The sequence below is a fragment of the Variovorax gossypii genome (genome assembly GCF_003965815.1).
In the GTDB taxonomy this organism is placed as follows: domain Bacteria; phylum Pseudomonadota; class Gammaproteobacteria; order Burkholderiales; family Burkholderiaceae_C; genus Variovorax; species Variovorax gossypii.
Genome location: NZ_RXOE01000002.1, coordinates 1,187,168 through 1,202,614, shown reverse-complemented (window position 1 = coordinate 1,202,614; position 15,447 = coordinate 1,187,168). Strand labels below are relative to the sequence as shown.

The 15,447-nt window shown below is 69.4% G+C and carries 15 protein-coding genes; 6 read left to right on the top strand and 9 right to left on the bottom strand.

All coding sequences use genetic code 11. The features are described 5' to 3' along the window. Window positions 1–25 precede the first annotated feature (25 nt). Entirely contained in the window at window positions 26–1,660 is a 1,635-nt protein-coding gene (locus EJP69_RS13245) for a methyltransferase domain-containing protein (RefSeq protein ID WP_126470537.1), read from the top strand. Here the strand turns inward: EJP69_RS13245 and EJP69_RS13240 are convergent. The 6 genes from EJP69_RS13240 to hda form a co-directional block, all read right to left on the bottom strand. Continuing rightward, entirely contained in the window at window positions 1,648–2,604 is a 957-nt protein-coding gene (locus EJP69_RS13240; RefSeq protein ID WP_126470535.1) for a class I SAM-dependent methyltransferase, read from the bottom strand. The genes EJP69_RS13245 and EJP69_RS13240 overlap by 13 nt on opposite strands. Before the next feature lie 94 nt (window positions 2,605–2,698). Continuing rightward, on the bottom strand, window positions 2,699–3,709 hold the full coding sequence (locus EJP69_RS13235) for an inorganic phosphate transporter (protein WP_093198664.1): 1,011 nt from the start codon (window positions 3,707–3,709) through the stop codon (window positions 2,699–2,701). Window positions 3,710–3,723: 14 nt separating this feature from the next. Beyond that, the gene (locus tag EJP69_RS13230) at window positions 3,724–4,368 is read right to left on the bottom strand and encodes a DUF47 domain-containing protein (RefSeq protein WP_093198661.1); all 645 of its coding nucleotides are present in this window, start codon (window positions 4,366–4,368) and stop codon (window positions 3,724–3,726) included. Window positions 4,369–4,493: 125 nt separating this feature from the next. Beyond that, window positions 4,494–5,105: a 2-amino-4-hydroxy-6-hydroxymethyldihydropteridine diphosphokinase gene (gene folK, locus EJP69_RS13225; protein ID WP_338067624.1), complete on the bottom strand. Its 612-nt coding sequence runs from the start codon at window positions 5,103–5,105 to the stop codon at window positions 4,494–4,496. Continuing rightward, on the bottom strand, window positions 5,102–6,721 hold the full coding sequence (pcnB, locus tag EJP69_RS13220; protein ID WP_093307037.1) for a polynucleotide adenylyltransferase PcnB: 1,620 nt from the start codon (window positions 6,719–6,721) through the stop codon (window positions 5,102–5,104). Before pcnB ends, folK begins: the two co-directional genes overlap by 4 nt. Window positions 6,722–6,748: 27 nt before the next feature. Continuing rightward, window positions 6,749–7,435: a DnaA regulatory inactivator Hda gene (hda, locus tag EJP69_RS13215; RefSeq protein WP_240652132.1), complete on the bottom strand. Its 687-nt coding sequence runs from the start codon at window positions 7,433–7,435 to the stop codon at window positions 6,749–6,751. Between the two features lie 129 nt (window positions 7,436–7,564). Here hda and purM point away from each other — a divergent pair, with 129 nt between their 5' ends. From purM to EJP69_RS13190, 5 genes are all read left to right on the top strand, one after another. Beyond that, the gene (purM, locus tag EJP69_RS13210) at window positions 7,565–8,605 is read left to right on the top strand and encodes a phosphoribosylformylglycinamidine cyclo-ligase (protein WP_093307036.1); all 1,041 of its coding nucleotides are present in this window, start codon (window positions 7,565–7,567) and stop codon (window positions 8,603–8,605) included. 53 nt (window positions 8,606–8,658) lie between these two features. After that, a complete protein-coding gene (locus EJP69_RS13205; protein ID WP_170217097.1) occupies window positions 8,659–9,750 on the top strand; it encodes an AI-2E family transporter in 1,092 nt (363 codons plus the stop codon). Between the two features lie 127 nt (window positions 9,751–9,877). Then, the gene (locus EJP69_RS13200) at window positions 9,878–10,438 is read left to right on the top strand and encodes a cysteine hydrolase family protein (protein ID WP_126470533.1); all 561 of its coding nucleotides are present in this window, start codon (window positions 9,878–9,880) and stop codon (window positions 10,436–10,438) included. A gap of 5 nt (window positions 10,439–10,443) precedes the next feature. Then, window positions 10,444–11,073 (top strand): DJ-1/PfpI family protein, encoded by a 630-nt coding sequence (locus tag EJP69_RS13195; protein WP_126471097.1) that lies wholly within the window; start codon window positions 10,444–10,446, stop codon window positions 11,071–11,073. Beyond that, on the top strand, window positions 11,037–12,038 hold the full coding sequence (locus EJP69_RS13190) for a GlxA family transcriptional regulator (protein WP_126470531.1): 1,002 nt from the start codon (window positions 11,037–11,039) through the stop codon (window positions 12,036–12,038). Before EJP69_RS13195 ends, EJP69_RS13190 begins: the two co-directional genes overlap by 37 nt. A gap of 6 nt (window positions 12,039–12,044) precedes the next feature. On the opposite strand, the gene EJP69_RS13185 is transcribed toward EJP69_RS13190, so the two are convergent. The 3 genes from EJP69_RS13185 to EJP69_RS13175 are packed head-to-tail and all read right to left on the bottom strand — an operon-like array spanning window position 12,045 to window position 15,427. After that, window positions 12,045–13,652 (bottom strand): M14 family metallopeptidase, encoded by a 1,608-nt coding sequence (locus tag EJP69_RS13185; RefSeq protein WP_126470529.1) that lies wholly within the window; start codon window positions 13,650–13,652, stop codon window positions 12,045–12,047. A gap of 48 nt (window positions 13,653–13,700) precedes the next feature. Continuing rightward, a complete protein-coding gene (locus tag EJP69_RS13180) occupies window positions 13,701–15,005 on the bottom strand; it encodes an RNA polymerase sigma factor (RefSeq protein WP_126470527.1) in 1,305 nt (434 codons plus the stop codon). Next, a complete protein-coding gene (locus EJP69_RS13175; protein ID WP_126470525.1) occupies window positions 15,002–15,427 on the bottom strand; it encodes a YciI family protein in 426 nt (141 codons plus the stop codon). The genes EJP69_RS13180 and EJP69_RS13175 overlap by 4 nt, the downstream gene beginning before the upstream one ends. Between the last annotated feature and the right edge of the window lie 20 nt (window positions 15,428–15,447).

Genomic DNA, 15,447 nt, shown 5'->3' with positions numbered 1-15,447 from the left:
TGCCCTATTCCAGACAAGTCGCCCCATGGATTTCCGCAGCCACATCCGTCAGACCACGTCCAAGACAGACAAGGGCATCGAGATCGGCGCTTCCTATGCGCCGATCCTTCCCAAGTCGGAGGGCTACGACGTGTTCGTGATCGACCATGCCGACCAGGACCAGCTGCGCGCCAAGTACGGGGCCATGGGCGTCGATACCCGCAGGATCGAGCCGGTCGACGCCATCGACGATGGCGGGGAGTTCACGCAGTTGCTCGAGGAAGGCGACTCTTTCGACTTCATCCTCGCCAGCCACGTCTTCGAGCATCTGCCCGACCCGATCCATTTCCTGCAGCGCTGCGAACGCGCGCTCGGCGAAAAGGGCCGCCTGGTGCTGCTGATTCCCGATCGCCGGTTCACCTTCGACTACCTGCGCCCGGTCAGCACGACCGGACAGCTGCTGCGGGCCTACCTGAGCGAACAGCGCCGCCATGACGCCGGCGCGCTGTACGACCACTACGCCTCCAATGCGGCACGCGACGGCGTGCAGGTCTGGGGCGACAGCGGCGGCGGCCACATCGCCTTCGCCAGCACGCCGCTCGCTGGCTATGCGAACGCCGTGAACAAGGGCTCCGACTACGTCGACTGCCATGCCTGGGTGTTCACGCCCGCGAGCATGCGGCTGATCCTTGCCGACCTGCGCACCATGGGTTTGATCTCGATGGGCGAGGCTTTCTTCCACGAGAGCGTGGGCTGCGAATTCATGATCACGCTGTCACGCGGCGGCGCCGGACCGATCCCCGAGCGCAGCGCGCTGGCGCGCGAAGCCATCCTGGAAGCGGCGCGCGGCGGGGTGCATGCGGCAGCACCTGCGGTCACGCCCTCCGCGACCATCGACGTGGAACTCGGCTACGTCAACGAGACGCCCCATCCGCAGCATGCCGTGGACCTGTTCAAGGGCAGATGGGTTTCGGCGTTTCCAGCCGACTCGAGGCTGCAGGCCGGCAACGTGGTGCTGCACGACGACATCCGCCTGAAATGGCTGGTGGAGATGACCGATGGCGTGAAGGGCCTCGACGTGCTTGAGCTCGGACCGCTCGAGGCAAGTCACACGGGCTTCCTGCTCGACGCCGGCGCCCGATCGGTGCTGGCGATCGAGGCCAACAAGGACGCCTACCTGCGCTGCCTGGTCGCCAAGGAAGTCATGGGGCTGCGCGACGCGCGCTTCCTGCTCGGCGATTTCTGCGCCTTTCTCGAATCCGACGCGCGCCGGTGGCCGCTGATCGTGGCCAGCGGCGTGCTCTATCACATGGCCGATCCGCTGCGGCTACTCGAGTTGCTGGCCGCCCGGACCGACACGCTGTTCCTGTGGACGCACGTCGTCGACGCCACGGCCATGCCGGTCGACGATCCGCGTCGTGCCGCGATCACCGGCACGCTCGAGAAACGCTGGCGCGACGAGACGGTTCGGCTGCACCGACGCCCCTACGGCCCCGTCACCGACGTTCGCTTCTGCGGCAGCGCTGCGGCCGAGCCGCTGTGGATGGAGCGCGAAGACCTGCTTCTCGCGCTCGGCATGCTGGGCTTCGACCGCATCGACATCCAGCACGAGGAAGCCGGCCACCCGGCTGGACCGGCGCTGTCGATCCTGGCGCGCCGGACGGCGATTCAGAAGGGGTAGACGTCCTCGGCGATCTCGTCCATCTCGACCGGCCAGTCGAGCGTGGTCTCGCCGACCTTTCGAAAGAGCACGCAGGACATCAGCGCCACGGTGTGAAGCTCGCCGAAGTTGGCCCCCGGCGAGAAGTTGTGCGGCACCACGTACGCCATGGTTCCATGCACCGCCTCGATGATCTCGAAGCCGGTCGCGCGGTTGAACAGCGCCTTCCATGCATGCCTGGAGAAACGGAAGTAGTCGCACGGCTCCTCGTGCAGCGGCCAGGTCTGCGGCGCCATTACCAGGCCGAGCCCGCCGACGCGCATGACACGGTTCATCTCGAGCACCACCTTCCAGGGCATCAGCAGATGTTCGAAGACCACGAAGGACATGGCGGCATCGAACTCCTGCAGCGGCAGCAGCCGGCTGAGCTGATGAGCGTCGCCGACCACGTCGACGTTCGGGCCCTCCATCACGTCGAGCCCCGTGTACCGCCAGCCTGGCGGAAGGTGGCCCGTGTAGAGCGCGCCCGTCCGCATGCGCGACCCGATCTCCAGCATGTGGCCCGTCGGCCTCTGAGCGAGCATTCCGAAGAAGCGCTGCATCAGTGCGAGGGAGGGCTCCTCGACGACGGGATCGATCGACGCAGTGTGCGTCCGGCCGTCGGCCAGGGTGAGCACCACCGATGCGGGCCACAGGGACTGGGTGTCCGCCCCGACCCGCAGCAGCTCGTCGAAACGGCATGCGCTGGCGCGTTGGCCGTAGCGCCGTGTCAGGTCCGGGCTCGGCAGCCGGTGTTGCGCGATCGGGAAAGTCCGGCCATCACCGAGCACCAGCGCCACGCTCGCCACGTCGTCCTGGTCTCCCAGCGCATGGCCGGTGAGGTGCACGGTCTCGTGGAAGAACGAGTAACGCTCTACCGCGCACGCGATTCCGGTTGTTGATTTCTCGGGCACAAGATGGCGCATGCGGTCGCCTCACGAATGAATCGGCTCGGAAACTGACAATTTGTTGCAGTATGCCATCGCCGATTCAGGCGCCGCCCCGGACACGAAAGCCGGCTCAGAAGATCTGCCAGCTAACCCAATAAGCAATCGCCGCCACGAACGCCGAAGCCGGAATCGTGAAGATCCAGGCCCACACGATGTTCCCCGCCACGCCCCAGCGCACCGCGCTCGCGCGCTGCGCGGAGCCGACGCCGACGATGGCGCCGGTGATGGTGTGCGTGGTCGACACCGGAATGCCCAGCGCGGTGGCCAGGAACAGCGTCAGCGCGCCGCCCGTTTCGGCGCAGAAACCGCCCACGGGCTTGAGCTTGGTGATCTTCTGGCCCATCGTCTTCACGATGCGCCAGCCGCCGAACATGGTGCCCAGCGCGATCGCGGCGTAGCAGCTCACGATGACCCAGTTCGGGGGCGTCGCGTCGCTGGAGGAGGCGTAACCCGTCGCGATCAGCAGCATCCAGATGATGCCGATGGTCTTCTGCGCGTCGTTGCCGCCGTGGCCCAGGCTGTAGGCGCCGGCCGAGACCAGCTGCAGCCGGCGGAACCAGCGGTCCACGCGCGAGGGCGTGGCGCGGCGGAAGCCCCAGGCCACCAGGACCATCATCAGCGACCCGAGCAGGAAGCCCAGCACCGGCGAGACGAAGATGAAGGCCACCGTCTTCCAGATGCCCGAGGCCACGAGCCCGCTGGTGCCGGTCTTGGCGATCACTGCGCCCACGATGCCGCCGATCAGCGCGTGCGACGAACTGCTCGGGATGCCGTAGTACCAGGTCACGAGGTTCCAGCTGATGGCGCCCACGAGAGCGCCGAACACCACGTGCACATCGACCACCCCGGGCTGGGCGATGCCCTTGCCCACCGTGGCGGCCACGCTCAGATGAAAGATGAAGATCGCGATCAGGTTGAAGAAGGCCGCGAAGACCACGGCCTGCCCCGGCCTGAGAACCCCGGTGGACACCACCGTCGCGATCGAATTGGCGGCGTCGTGGAATCCGTTCATGAAGTCGAACAGGATCGCCAGAGCGACCAGCACCACAACCACCCAGAGGGCGACCTGAACCGTTGCCATCGGTCGCTGCCCGCTTACGAATTCTCGAGGACGATGCCCTCGATCACGTTGGCCACGTCCTCGCACTTGTCGGTGATCGTCTCGAGCAGCTCGTAGATCGCCTTGAGCTTGATCACCTCGCGCACGTCGGGCTCCTCGCGGAACAGCTTGCTCATGGCGCTGCGCATCACGCGGTCGGCGTCGGACTCGAGGCGGTCGATTTCCTCGCAGGTCTTCAGCGTGGCCTCGGCCACGGCCGGGTCGGCGATACGGCCCAGGAACTTGACGGCGTCCTTCAGGCGGTCGCAGCACTTCACGCTCAGCGAGGTGAGGCGCACGATCTCGTCGGTCATATGGCGCACGTCGTACAGCGCCATGGTCTCGGCCGAGTCCTGGATCAGGTCGGCCACGTCGTCCATTGTGTTGATGAGCTTGTGGATCTGCTCGCGATCGATGGGCGTGATGAAGGTCTTGTGGATCAGCCGGTTGACGTCGTGCGTCACGCGGTCGGCAGCGCGCTCGGCGTTGTCGACGTCGCGGTTGTACTGCTCGCGCAGGTGCACGTCGCTGTAATTGGTCACCAGTTGCTCGAACGCCCGCGCCGCCTCGACGATGCGCTCGGCGTGCTGGTTGAACATCTCAAAAAAATTCCCCTCGCGGGGCAGCAGCTTGCCGAACATGTGGCGCTCTCCTGGGATCTCGGAACTTGCCTGCCACATCCGCGTGACAGGGTGATGAAAAACCGTGCAAGTGTAATGGGAGGGCGAAGCCGGGCCGGCGGGCCCGGCTCCCGCCCCGCCGCCGGTCAGCCGCGGATGCGTTCGATGACCTGGCCTGAAACCCGCGCCAGCGCCGCGCGCGGCACCTTGTCGGGAGCGATCTCGGCCAGCGGCTTGAGCACGAAGGCCCTCTCCCGCATGCGGGGGTGCGGCAGGCTCAGCTTCGGCGTGTCCTTGACCGTGTTGCCGTGCATCAGCAGGTCGAGATCGAGCGTGCGCGGTGCGTTGGGAAAAGGCCGCTCGCGCCCGGCCTGGTCCTCGAGCAGCTGCAGCTCGGAAAGAAAAGCCTCCGCGGTCAGGCCGGTCCGCACCGCCACGACGGCATTGATGTAGTCGGGCCCCGAAGATTCGACGGGCGCGCTGCGGTAGAGCGACGAACGCGCGGTGACCACGGTGCGCTCGATGGTGCCGATGGCGTCCATGGCCGCCTTCACCGCCGCCTGGGCGTCGCCCAGGTTGGCGCCGATGGCGACGAAGGCCTGCACGGTCGGGTAGTCCTCCTTCGAACGGCGCATGGCCTGGCCGCCTCCGGAAGGCCGGGCCTGGGCCCGCTTCGCGGGTGCCGCGCGCTTGCCTGCCGGAGCGGGCCGCGGGCCGCTCTTCCTGCCGTCGCCCTTGGGCCGATCAGGCTTGTTCATGCGTCTGCGGCGCTCCCGCCGCCCTCACCACCGCCTCCTGGACGCGGCTTGCGGCGGCGCCGGCGCTTGCGCGGCGCCATGGCTTCGCCGTCTGGAGGCACAGCCAGGGTTTCGACCTCGACATCGTCGTTCCGGCCCGGATCCGCGGCGCGGCGCCCTGCCGGCTCCCCATGGGGCTTCGGCGGCTTCGGGGACTGGGGCGTCTCGCGCACCCGCACGCGCTGGCGCACCTTCTGCTCCTCGCGCACCTGCTCCAGCAGGTCGGTACGGCGGGCGTCGTCGGAGGTGCTGAACTCCTGCCACCACTCGGCGATGGCCTCGCCCACCTCGCCCACGTCGGCGCGCAGGCGCATGAAGTCGAAGGCCGCGCGGAAACGCGCCTGCTCGACCAGGCTGTAGGGCGTGGAGCCGGTGCGCTTGTCGAAGCGCGGCTGCATCATCCAGATCTCGCGCATGTCGGCGGCTAGCTTTCCGCGACCCGACACGTCGCCGATGCGGGCGTTGAACACGTCGTCGATGGCATCCTGCAGCGCCGGGAACGGCGGCTGCGGGCGCTGGCCGTTGCGGCCTTCCTGGCGCTGGGCCCAGCCGTCGCGCACGTCGGCCCACAGCACGCAGGCCAGAAGGAAGCTGGGCGCCACGGGCTTGCCCTCGCTCACGCGGCGGTCGGTGTCCTGCAGGGCGGCCTTCACGAAAGGCTGGTCGGCGCGCTCCACCACCACGTCGAGCAGCGGATAGATGCCGCGGGCGAGGCCGAGCTTCTTCAGCTGCTCGACCGTCGCGATGGCATGGCCGGTCTGCAGCAGCTTGAGCATCTCGTCGAACAGGCGGCTCTGCGGCACGTCGGCCAGCAGCTTGGTCGACTCGACCAGCGGAGCGGCCGTCTTTGCCTCGAGCTTGAAGCCCAGCGCAGCGAGCTTGGCCGAGAAGCGGATGGCCCGGATGATGCGCACCGGGTCTTCGCGGTAGCGCGTGGCCGGGTCGCCGATCATGCGCAGCGTGAGCTTCTGGGCGTCCTTGATGCCGTTGTGATAGTCCACGACGACCTGGTTGGCCGGGTCGTAGTACATAGCGTTCACGGTGAAGTCGCGACGGGCGGCGTCTTCTTCCTGCGGGCCCCAGACGTTGTCGCGCAGCACGCGGCCGCTGGCGTCCACCGCGTGCTTCATGCTCGCGAGCTCGCCCTTGCTGGTGCGCTCGTTGCCCGCCACCTGCTCGGCCGCGGCATTGTCCATGTAGGCGCGGAAGGTCGAGACCTCGATCACCTCGTGCTCGCGCCCGCGGCCGTACACCACGTGCACGATGCGGAAGCGCCGCCCGATGATGAAGGCGCGGCGGAACAGCGACTTCACCTGCTCCGGCGTGGCGTTGGTGGCCACGTCGAAGTCCTTGGGGCGCAGGCCCAGCAGCAGGTCGCGCACCGCGCCGCCCACCACGTAGGCCTCGTAGCCGGCCTGCTGCAGCGTGGTGACCACGTTCTTCGCACGTTCGTCGACCAGGGCCGGATCGATCCCGTGGACTTCGGCCGGCACCTCCTGGCGCTTGCCGAAACGGCTCTTGCCCTGCGTGCCGCCGGCACCCTTGCCGAGCAGCTTGTCGATGAATTTCTTGATCATTGTTGGTTGGAAGCCTTGTTCGCTCTTTTATTCGTTCTCGAGCATGGAGCGGATCAGCGGAATGGTGATCGCGCGTTGCGTCTGCAGGGCGTAGCCGTCGAGCTGCGTGAGCAGCTCCATCAGGCTGCCGAGGTCGCGGCTGAAGCGGTGCAGCATGTAGTCGAGCACGTCGTCCGACAGCATCACGCCGCGCGCGTCGGCCGCCTGGCGCAGCACCGCGCGGCGTTCGCTTTCGCTCAGCACCTGCATGTGGAACACGTGGCCCCAGCCGAGGCGGGTGCGCAGGTCCTCGCGCAGCGGCAGGTCGGCCGGCGGCAATGCGCCGGCGGCGACCACGCCGCGCTGCAGCGTCTGGGCGTTGACGAACCAGTTGAAGGCCGCGTGCTGCTGCACGGCGGTGTAGAGGTGCACGTCGTCGAGCAGGACGGCGCCCCAGCGCTCGTCGAACTCGGGGGGCTCCAGCAGGCCGGCGTGCAGCCAGCCCACGCTGGCGCCCTGCTCGCCCAGTGCGACGCGCACCGATTCGAGCAGATGGGTCTTGCCGCTGCCGCCGTCGCCCCACAGGTAGGTGGGCACCGGCGAGTGCAGCGCGGGGCTGCCGGCACTGCCCACCCACACTTGCAGGTGGCGCAGCGCCGCCTCGTTGGGGCCGGCAAAAAAGGCGTCGAAGCTGGGGCCCGTCGCAATGCCGATATCGAGCGCGAGCTGTTTCATCCCGGGAAGGTTCATGGAGGGGGCCGCGAGGGCCCTTAAAATCATCAGGAATTCTATCGGCCCGGCCACCATGGTTACCGGCGCCCCTTCCGCCCCCACTCTTTGCGTCCCTCCCGACCTCGACCACCCATGACTTCCTCCACGCCCACCCCGCTCAGCTACAAGGACGCCGGCGTCGACATCGATGCAGGCGACGCCCTGGTCGACCGCATCAAGCCGCTGGCCAAGAAGACCCTGCGCGAAGGCGTGCTGGCCGGCATCGGCGGCTTCGGCGCGCTGTTCGAGGTGCCAAAGCGCTACAAGGAACCCGTGCTGGTCAGCGGCACCGACGGCGTGGGCACCAAGCTCAAGCTGGCCTTCGAATGGAACATGCACGACACGGTCGGCATCGACCTGGTGGCCATGAGCGTCAACGACGTGCTCGTGCAGGGCGCCGAGCCCCTCTTCTTCCTCGACTACTTCGCCTGCGGCAAGCTCGACGTGGACACCGCCGCGGCGGTCGTCGGCGGCATCGCCCGCGGCTGCGAGCTCTCGGGCTGCGCGCTGATCGGCGGCGAAACCGCCGAAATGCCCGGCATGTACCCGGCCGGCGAATACGACCTGGCGGGCTTCGCGGTCGGCGCGGTCGAGAAATCGAAGATCCTCACGGGCCAGAACGTCAAGCCCGGCGACGTGGTGCTGGGCCTGGCCTCGGCCGGCGTGCATTCCAACGGCTTCAGCCTGGTGCGCAAGGTGATCGAGCGCGCAGGCTCCGACCTGCCCGCCACCCTCGACGGCAAGCCCTTCCGCGAAGCCGTGATGGAGCCCACCCACCTCTACGTGAAGCCGGTGCTCGAGGCGCTGGGCAAGCACCCGATCAAGGCGCTGGCCCACATCACCGGCGGCGGCCTGCTCGAGAACATCCCGCGCGTGCTGCCCGAAGGCACCGCCGCCCACCTGAAAAAGGGCAGCTGGCCGCAGACCGAGCTGTTCGCCTGGCTGCAGAAGGTGGCCGGCATCGACGACATCGAGATGAACCGCACCTTCAACAACGGCATCGGCATGGTGGTCGTCATCGACGCGGCCGAAGCCGCCGCCTGCGCCGCCACGCTGCGTGCCGCCGGCGAGACGGTGTACGAGATCGGCTCGATCGCCGAGCGCGGCGAAGGCGCGGCCGTCGTCGTCGGCTGAACGCCGGCGGCTCCGTCCACAAGCACCGACGAACCGAGCACGCGACGCACCGGATGGCCAACAAGCCGCAGCCCGCCACCACAGCCGCTTCGACGGCCCCCGCCATCCGCCCCGCGGCCTCGCGCGGCGTGACCATCGCCAGCTACCTGCTGATGCTGGCAACCCTGCTGCTGGTGATGTGGGAGCACCTGCTGCCGGGCCTGCTGTGCGTGTGCATCGGCTTCCTCGTCACGCGCTGGTTCTCGCGCCTGCTGGCTTCCGGGTTCCAGCGCATTCCGGCACTGGCCAAACGGCCCGGAAGCGCCGACGGCTGGGCCGGCGTGCTGGCCGTCACCCTGGTGCTGCTGGCCCCCATCGCCCTGGTCACGCTGGGGCTGTCGCAGGCCCGCGAATACATCGTCGACGCGCCCGACCAGTACCGCGAACTGCTCGACTACACGGCGCGCACCGTGCTGGAGCTGCGCTCCAAGCTGCCGGTCGAGATCGCTGTCTACCTGCCCGAGGGCGCGGCCGAGGTGCAGCGCGTGATCGCCAACTACCTGCGCGCGCAGGCCGGCTCGCTGGCCGTGGCCGGACGCGCCTGGCTGCACGGCATCCTCTTTTCGTACGTGGGCCTGATCGTCGGCGGCCTGGCCGCCGTGGCGCATGCGCCGGTGCGACGCCTGCCGCTGGCCGAACAGCTGCACCAGCGCGTGCAGACCTTCGGCGAGGCCTTCGGCCAGATCGTGGCGGCCCAGTTCTGGATCGCGGCCTTCAACACGCTGCTGACGGCCATCTTCCTGCTCTTCGTCATGCCGCTATGGGACGCGCACCTGCCCTACACGCCGGCGCTCATCACCCTCACCTTCCTCGCGGGGCTGGTGCCCATCGTGGGCAACCTGGTCTGCAACTCGGTGATCACGCTGGTGGGGCTGTCGGTGTCGCCGGTCACGGCTGCCGCCTGCCTGATCTTCCTGATCGTGATCCACAAGGCCGAGTACGTCATCAACGCCAAGGTGGTGGGCGCGCGCACGCAGATGAGCGTGTGGGAGCTGCTGGCCGTGATGTTCGTGGCCGAGGCGGTGTTCGGGCCGGCCGGGCTGGTGGCGGCGCCGCTGTACTACGCGTACCTGAAGAAAGAGCTGCAGGCGGCTCGGCTGGTCTGACGGGGCCTTTGCCGCCTCCCGAAGTCCGAATCTGATCGATTCCGGTCCGACCGTGAGCGGACCGACGGCTGGCGGGCCAGAAGAATAGGCGGCATCATCCACTCCGCCTTCGCCCGCGAGCCCCGCCATGAAAACCTGTCTGATTGTGATCGACGCCCAGGAGTCGTTCCGCCAGCGCGCCTACTGGAACGAAAGCCAGGCGGCCCGCTATTTCGCCGCGCAGAACGCGCTGATCGAAGGCTGCGCCGCCGCCGGCCTGCCGATCGTGCGGGTCTTCCACACCGACGAGCCCTCCGATGCCAGCAACCCCTTCGCGGTCGAATCGGGCCATGTGCGCCCCATCGGCGGCATTGCCGCCTTCGACGCGGCCGCCACCTTCACCAAGCACCGCCACAGCGCGCTGGTCAACAGCGGGCTGGACGTGTGGCTCACGCAGAACGGCATCGGCCGGCTGATCGTGAGCGGCATCCGCACCGAGCAGTGCTGCGAGACCACCACCCGCCATGCCTCGGACCTGGGCTGGGAGGTCGACTACGTCACCGACGCCACCCTCACCTTCGACATGAAGCACCCCGACGGCAGCCCGCTCGCCGCCGCCGACATCAAGGCCCGCACGGCCGCCGTGCTGCATGGCCGCTTCGCCACTGTCTGCACCGTGACGCAGGCGCTCGAACGGGCCGTGGCGTGAACGGCATGGCCTTGCGCGTGCTGATCCTCGCCTTCGACGGCGTCGAAGCGCTGGACTTCGCAGGCCCCTTCGAGGTGTTCACCACCGCGAGCCGGGTCAGCCAGCGGATGCGGCCGGGCACGACAGCGCCGTTCGATGTCGTCTCGGCGGCCCATGCGCAGCGCGGCCAGCCCGTGCAGGCGCGCGCCGGCCTGCAGTTGCTGGCCAACCACACGCTGGCCGACAGCCCGGCGGCCGACGTGCTGATCGTCCCCGGCGGCGTGGTCGACGCGCCGATCGCCAGCCCCGACACGCTGCGCTGGATAGCCGATCAGGCTGCCCGCGCGAAGATCGTCGCCTCGGTCTGCACCGGCGCCTTCCTGCTTGCCGAAAGCGGCGTGGTGTCGAACGACTCTGTCACCACCCACTGGGAAGACATCGCCGAGCTGCGCGAACGCTTCCCCTCGCTCGACGTGCGCGAGGGCGTGCGCTGGGTGGACAACGGCCGCATCGTCAGCTCCGCGGGCATCAGCGCCGGCATCGACATGAGCCTGCATCTCGTCGAGCGGCTGGCCGGGCTGGAGCTCGCCGAGCGCACCGCGCGCCAGATGGACTACGAATGGAACCGCAACCCCGGCCAGCCCCCATCCGCGTAGTCTTCGTCCTTCTGCCCGGCAGCCTCGTGCTCGACTGGGCCGGCCCGGCCGAGGCGTTGCGCATCGCCAACCAGCGGCTGCGCGCCATGGGCCAGCCCGAGCGCTTCGCCATCGAGTTCGCCAGCCCCCGGCCGACGGCCATGGGCTCGGTGGGCGTGGCGCTGGCCGGGCTCTCGCCGCTGCCGACCACATGGGACGGCCCCGGCTGGGTCGTGCTGGTCGGCCTGCCCGGCGACGCCATCACCATCGACAACCCCGAGACGCAGGACCTGCTGCACTGGCTGCGCGGCCTGCGCTTCGAGCGCGACCGGCTTGAGCTGGTGACGGTCTGCGCCGGCGCCGTGCTGGCCGCGCACGCCGGGGCGCTGGCGGGACGGCGCGCCACCACGCATCACCATCACCTGGGCGAACTGCGCGAGGTGGAGCCGCGCTGCGACGTGGTGAGCAACCGCGTGTTCGTGATCGATCCGCCGCTCTACAGCAGCGCGGGCGTGACCACCGGCGTAGACCTGATCCTCCACCGCATCGCCGGGCTGTGCGGCGAAGCGCTCGCGGCGCAGGTCGCGCAGACCATGGTGGTGGCGCTGCGCCGCGGCCCGCAGGACCCGGAGCTGTCGCCCTTCCTCGCCTACCGCAACCACCTGCATGCCGCGCTGCATCGCGTGCAGGACGCCGTCAGCGAGCAGCCGCAGGCCGACTGGAGCGTGCCGCGCATGGCCGAGGTGGCGCATACCTCGGCGCGGCATCTCACACGGCTCTTTGTCGAGCACGCGGGCGTCGCGCCGCTGGCCTACCTGCGGCGGCTGCGGCTCGCGACGGCGCAACTGGCGCTGGCCTCGGGCGCCAGCGTCACGCGGGCGGCGGAACAGTCGGGCTTCGGCTCCGACACGCAGCTGCGCCGCGCATGGCACCAGTTCGGGCTGCCGGGATCGCCTTCGGAAGCGGGATCGTCTTCCCGCGCCTGACGCCGCTCAGTGCCAGACGCCCGTGGGCGTTGGCCCCGGCACGCGCAGCAGCCTGTCGTCGCCGACTTCCAGCAGCCGGTTGGCCGCATAGCTGTTCTGCGAATCGGGCTCCAGCGCCGCGCTGACCAGCGGCGACAGCGGCTGCGCCAGCGACACGTAGAAGCTGCCCGGCTGTACCACCGCGCGGCCATGGCGCAGCCGCACCCGGAAGCTGCGGATGGCCTCGCCGTCCTCGATGGCGCCGCGCGCATCCTGCCGCTGGCCGTCGGTCTGCGAGAGGATTTCGTAGCGCTCCACCGACCACGGCGCCGCGCTGTCGATGCGTTCCACGCGCACGCCCAGCATCTGCAGCCGCTGCACGGCCACGGTCTCGCTGGCCGCGAGCAGGTAGCCGCAGGGGCGCGGCCGCGCATTGACGATCTTCAGCGGCTCGGCGGCGCGCCAGTCGACGTCGACCGCCTTGTCCTCGCCGGTCTTGGCATCGAGGAAATCGAGCCGCTGCCGCGTCGGTGTCTGCCAGGCCTCGACCACCAGCTCGCCACGGCAGGCATCGGCCTTGGCGCGCTGGCCGGCCTGCGCGGTAAGCTGCATCAGCGCCGGCCCCTGCTTCGCTGCCGTCTCGATGACCGTGGTGGCCGCCAGCACCTGCGTGTGCACGCGACGCGCGAAGTGCGCGCGCCCGAGCCCCACGCCACGCACTTCGAGCAGCAGGCTCACGGCCTGGTGCAGCGCGCTCACGTTGCGGCCGGTGTCGGGCTGCACGCCGCCCATCGACACTGTGCGGTCGTCCGCCTTGCCGCCGGAGGTGGTGTGGTACTTGAAGCCCTGCAATCCGGCCTGCGCGAAGGCGGCCTGGATGGCATCGACGTAGTCGCGCTGCGCGCTGGTGGCAATGGCGGCGTCGAGATTGCCCACGGTGGCGGGCTGCAGCAGGCCGTCGTACTTCATGACGGCGCCGAACTTGTCGATCCAGCGGCCGCCGACGGTGAACTCGTGCAGGTCGAGCACCACCTGCGGCGCGTAGCGCAGGGTGGCCGCCGCAATTACGCGCGCCTCGGGCGTGCGCAGCAACAGGTGGTCGCGATTCACGTCGATGCCGTTGGCGGTGACGCGGGTGAAGCGTTCGGCGCCGTCGGGGTTGCCGCGCGGAATCAATACGAGGTTGACCTTCTTCAACAGCGCCGAGCCCGGTTCGGTCGCGAACTGCTGCGCAAGTGCCAGCACCGCCTCGCCGCCGGCCGGTTCGTTGCCGTGCTGCTGGCCGATCACCATCACGGTAGGCCGGGCCGGATCGATGCGCCCCTGCTCCGCCAGCACCACCAGCGGCATCTCGCGCCCCTGCTGCGACTGGCCCAGGCGCTCGATGCGCACGTTCGGCGACTGGCGCGCCAGCTCGTCCAGGAAGGCGAGCACTTCGGCATGCGAGGGAAAGTCGGTGCGCCCGGCGCGAAAGCCCGGCGTGGCGTAGCTCACCGGCGGATCGGGAAAGCGCGCGGCAATAACGGGCGGTTCGACCCATGCCTTGGAGGGATCGAATTGCGCCTGCGCCGGAACGGCCGACAGCATGACGAGGCCGGAGGCGCACAGGCGCTGGAGGGAGGGGGAACGCAGCATGGCTGCGCATTCTGCTCCCGCGCGGCCCTCGAATGCTTCAGATGCCGTTCAGCTCGCCGGCTGGGTACAGGCCCTGGCGCGTGCAAGCAGCAGCGCGCGCTCGCGGGTGTTGCGCGTGAGCGTCGCGGCGCGGTCGAACTCCCTGCGCGCCTCGTCGCGCCGGCCCAGCTTGAAGAGCAGGTCGCCGCGCACGGTCGGCAGCAGGTGATAGCTCTTGAGCGAGGGCTCGTCCAGCAGTGCGTCGACCACCTCCAGCCCGGCCGCCGGACCGAAGGCCATCGACAGCGCCACCGCGCGGTTGAGCTCGACGATGGGCGACGGCGTGAGCTCGGCCAGCGCGTCGTACAGCGCGGCGATGCGGCCCCAGTCGGTTTCGTCGGCGGTACGCGCCCGGCCGTGGCAGGCGGCGATGGCGGCCTGCAGCGCGTAGGGACCGAGCGCTCCGCCCAGCGACTCGGCACGCGAGAGCGCAGCGAGGCCGCGGCGGATCAGCATCTGGTCCCAGCGCGCGCGGTTCTGCTCCAGCAGCAGCACCGGCTCGCCCGAGGGCCCCATGCGCGCGGCCGTGCGCGAGGCCTGGATTTCCATCAGCGCCACCAGCCCGTGCACTTCCGATTCCTTCGGCACCAGCTCGGCCACGATGCGGCCCAGGCGCAGCGCTTCCTCGCAGAGCGTGGGGCGCATCCAGTCGTCGCCGGCGGTGGCCGAGTAGCCCTCGTTGAAGACCAGGTAGATCACCTCCAGCACCGAGGCAAGCCGCGCTTCGAGCTCGTGCCGGCGCGGCACCTCGAAGGGCACGCGCGCTTCGGCCAGCGTGCGCTTGGCACGCACGATGCGCTGCGCCACCGTGGCCTCGGGCACGAGGAAGGCACGCGCGATCTCGTCTGTGGTCAGGCCGCCCATCACCCGCAGCGTGAGCGCCACGCGGGCCTCGGTCGACAGCACGGGATGGCAGGCGGTGAACACCAGGCGCAGCAGGTCGTCGCCGATGTCGTCGTCGAGCGCGGCATCGACCGCCTCGGCGAAATCGTCCTGCGCCATCTCGTGCTGCGCGTCGATTTCGCGGCCGATCTCGCCGGCCTTGTGCTCGGCCAGTTGCAGGTGGCGCAGGCGGTCGAGCGCGCGGCGCTTGGCCACGGCCGTGAGCCAGGCGGCGGGGTTGTCGGGCACGCCCGATTCGCTCCATTGCTCAAGGGCCGAGACCAGCGCGTCCTGGGCCAGTTCCTCGGCCAGGCCCACGTCGCGCACCATGCGCGCGACGGTGGCGATGATCTTCGCGGACTCGATGCGCCACACCGCCTCGATGGTGCGGTGGATGGCGGCGGTGTCCGCGCGGCCCTCGCCGTGGCTCATGCGTCCGTCTTCTTCACCGTCTGCATCGAGGTGAATTCGCCGGCCACCGCCTGCACGTCGGCCGGGAAGTCGTCCATCTCCTGGATCTGGCGCACCTCGATGACCTCGTTGTCGCCGCCGGGGCAGCGGCTGGCCCATTCGATGGCGGCGGCGCGCGAGGGCACGTCGATGATCCAGAAGCCGCCCAGCACCTCCTTGGCCTCGGCGAAGGGGCCGTCGACGACCTTGGGCTTGCGGCCCCTGAAGCTCACGCGCGCCCCCATCGAGGGCGGGTGCAGGCCGTCGCAGCTGATCAGCACGCCGGCTTTCTGCAGCGACTCGTTGTAGGCCATCATGGCCGACACCGCCTCGACGTCGTCGGGGATGGTGCCGGGCGCGGCTGTTTCGTAGCCGTGGGGAATCATCAGCAGCATGAATCGCATGGCGGTTCTCCTTGGGTTCG

Coding starts and splice junctions, on each gene's coding strand:
- EJP69_RS13245 (WP_126470537.1), top strand. CDS start 26: ATGGATTTCCGCAGCCACATCCGTCAGACCACGTCCAAGACAGACAAG.
- EJP69_RS13240 (WP_126470535.1), bottom strand. CDS start 2,604: ATGCGCCATCTTGTGCCCGAGAAATCAACAACCGGAATCGCGTGCGCG.
- EJP69_RS13235 (WP_093198664.1), bottom strand. CDS start 3,709: ATGGCAACGGTTCAGGTCGCCCTCTGGGTGGTTGTGGTGCTGGTCGCT.
- EJP69_RS13230 (WP_093198661.1), bottom strand. CDS start 4,368: ATGTTCGGCAAGCTGCTGCCCCGCGAGGGGAATTTTTTTGAGATGTTC.
- folK (WP_338067624.1), bottom strand. CDS start 5,105: ATGAACAAGCCTGATCGGCCCAAGGGCGACGGCAGGAAGAGCGGCCCG.
- pcnB (WP_093307037.1), bottom strand. CDS start 6,721: ATGATCAAGAAATTCATCGACAAGCTGCTCGGCAAGGGTGCCGGCGGC.
- hda (WP_240652132.1), bottom strand. CDS start 7,435: ATGAAACAGCTCGCGCTCGATATCGGCATTGCGACGGGCCCCAGCTTC.
- purM (WP_093307036.1), top strand. CDS start 7,565: ATGACTTCCTCCACGCCCACCCCGCTCAGCTACAAGGACGCCGGCGTC.
- EJP69_RS13205 (WP_170217097.1), top strand. CDS start 8,659: ATGGCCAACAAGCCGCAGCCCGCCACCACAGCCGCTTCGACGGCCCCC.
- EJP69_RS13200 (WP_126470533.1), top strand. CDS start 9,878: ATGAAAACCTGTCTGATTGTGATCGACGCCCAGGAGTCGTTCCGCCAG.
- EJP69_RS13195 (WP_126471097.1), top strand. CDS start 10,444: ATGGCCTTGCGCGTGCTGATCCTCGCCTTCGACGGCGTCGAAGCGCTG.
- EJP69_RS13190 (WP_126470531.1), top strand. CDS start 11,037: ATGGAACCGCAACCCCGGCCAGCCCCCATCCGCGTAGTCTTCGTCCTT.
- EJP69_RS13185 (WP_126470529.1), bottom strand. CDS start 13,652: ATGCTGCGTTCCCCCTCCCTCCAGCGCCTGTGCGCCTCCGGCCTCGTC.
- EJP69_RS13180 (WP_126470527.1), bottom strand. CDS start 15,005: ATGAGCCACGGCGAGGGCCGCGCGGACACCGCCGCCATCCACCGCACC.
- EJP69_RS13175 (WP_126470525.1), bottom strand. CDS start 15,427: ATGCGATTCATGCTGCTGATGATTCCCCACGGCTACGAAACAGCCGCG.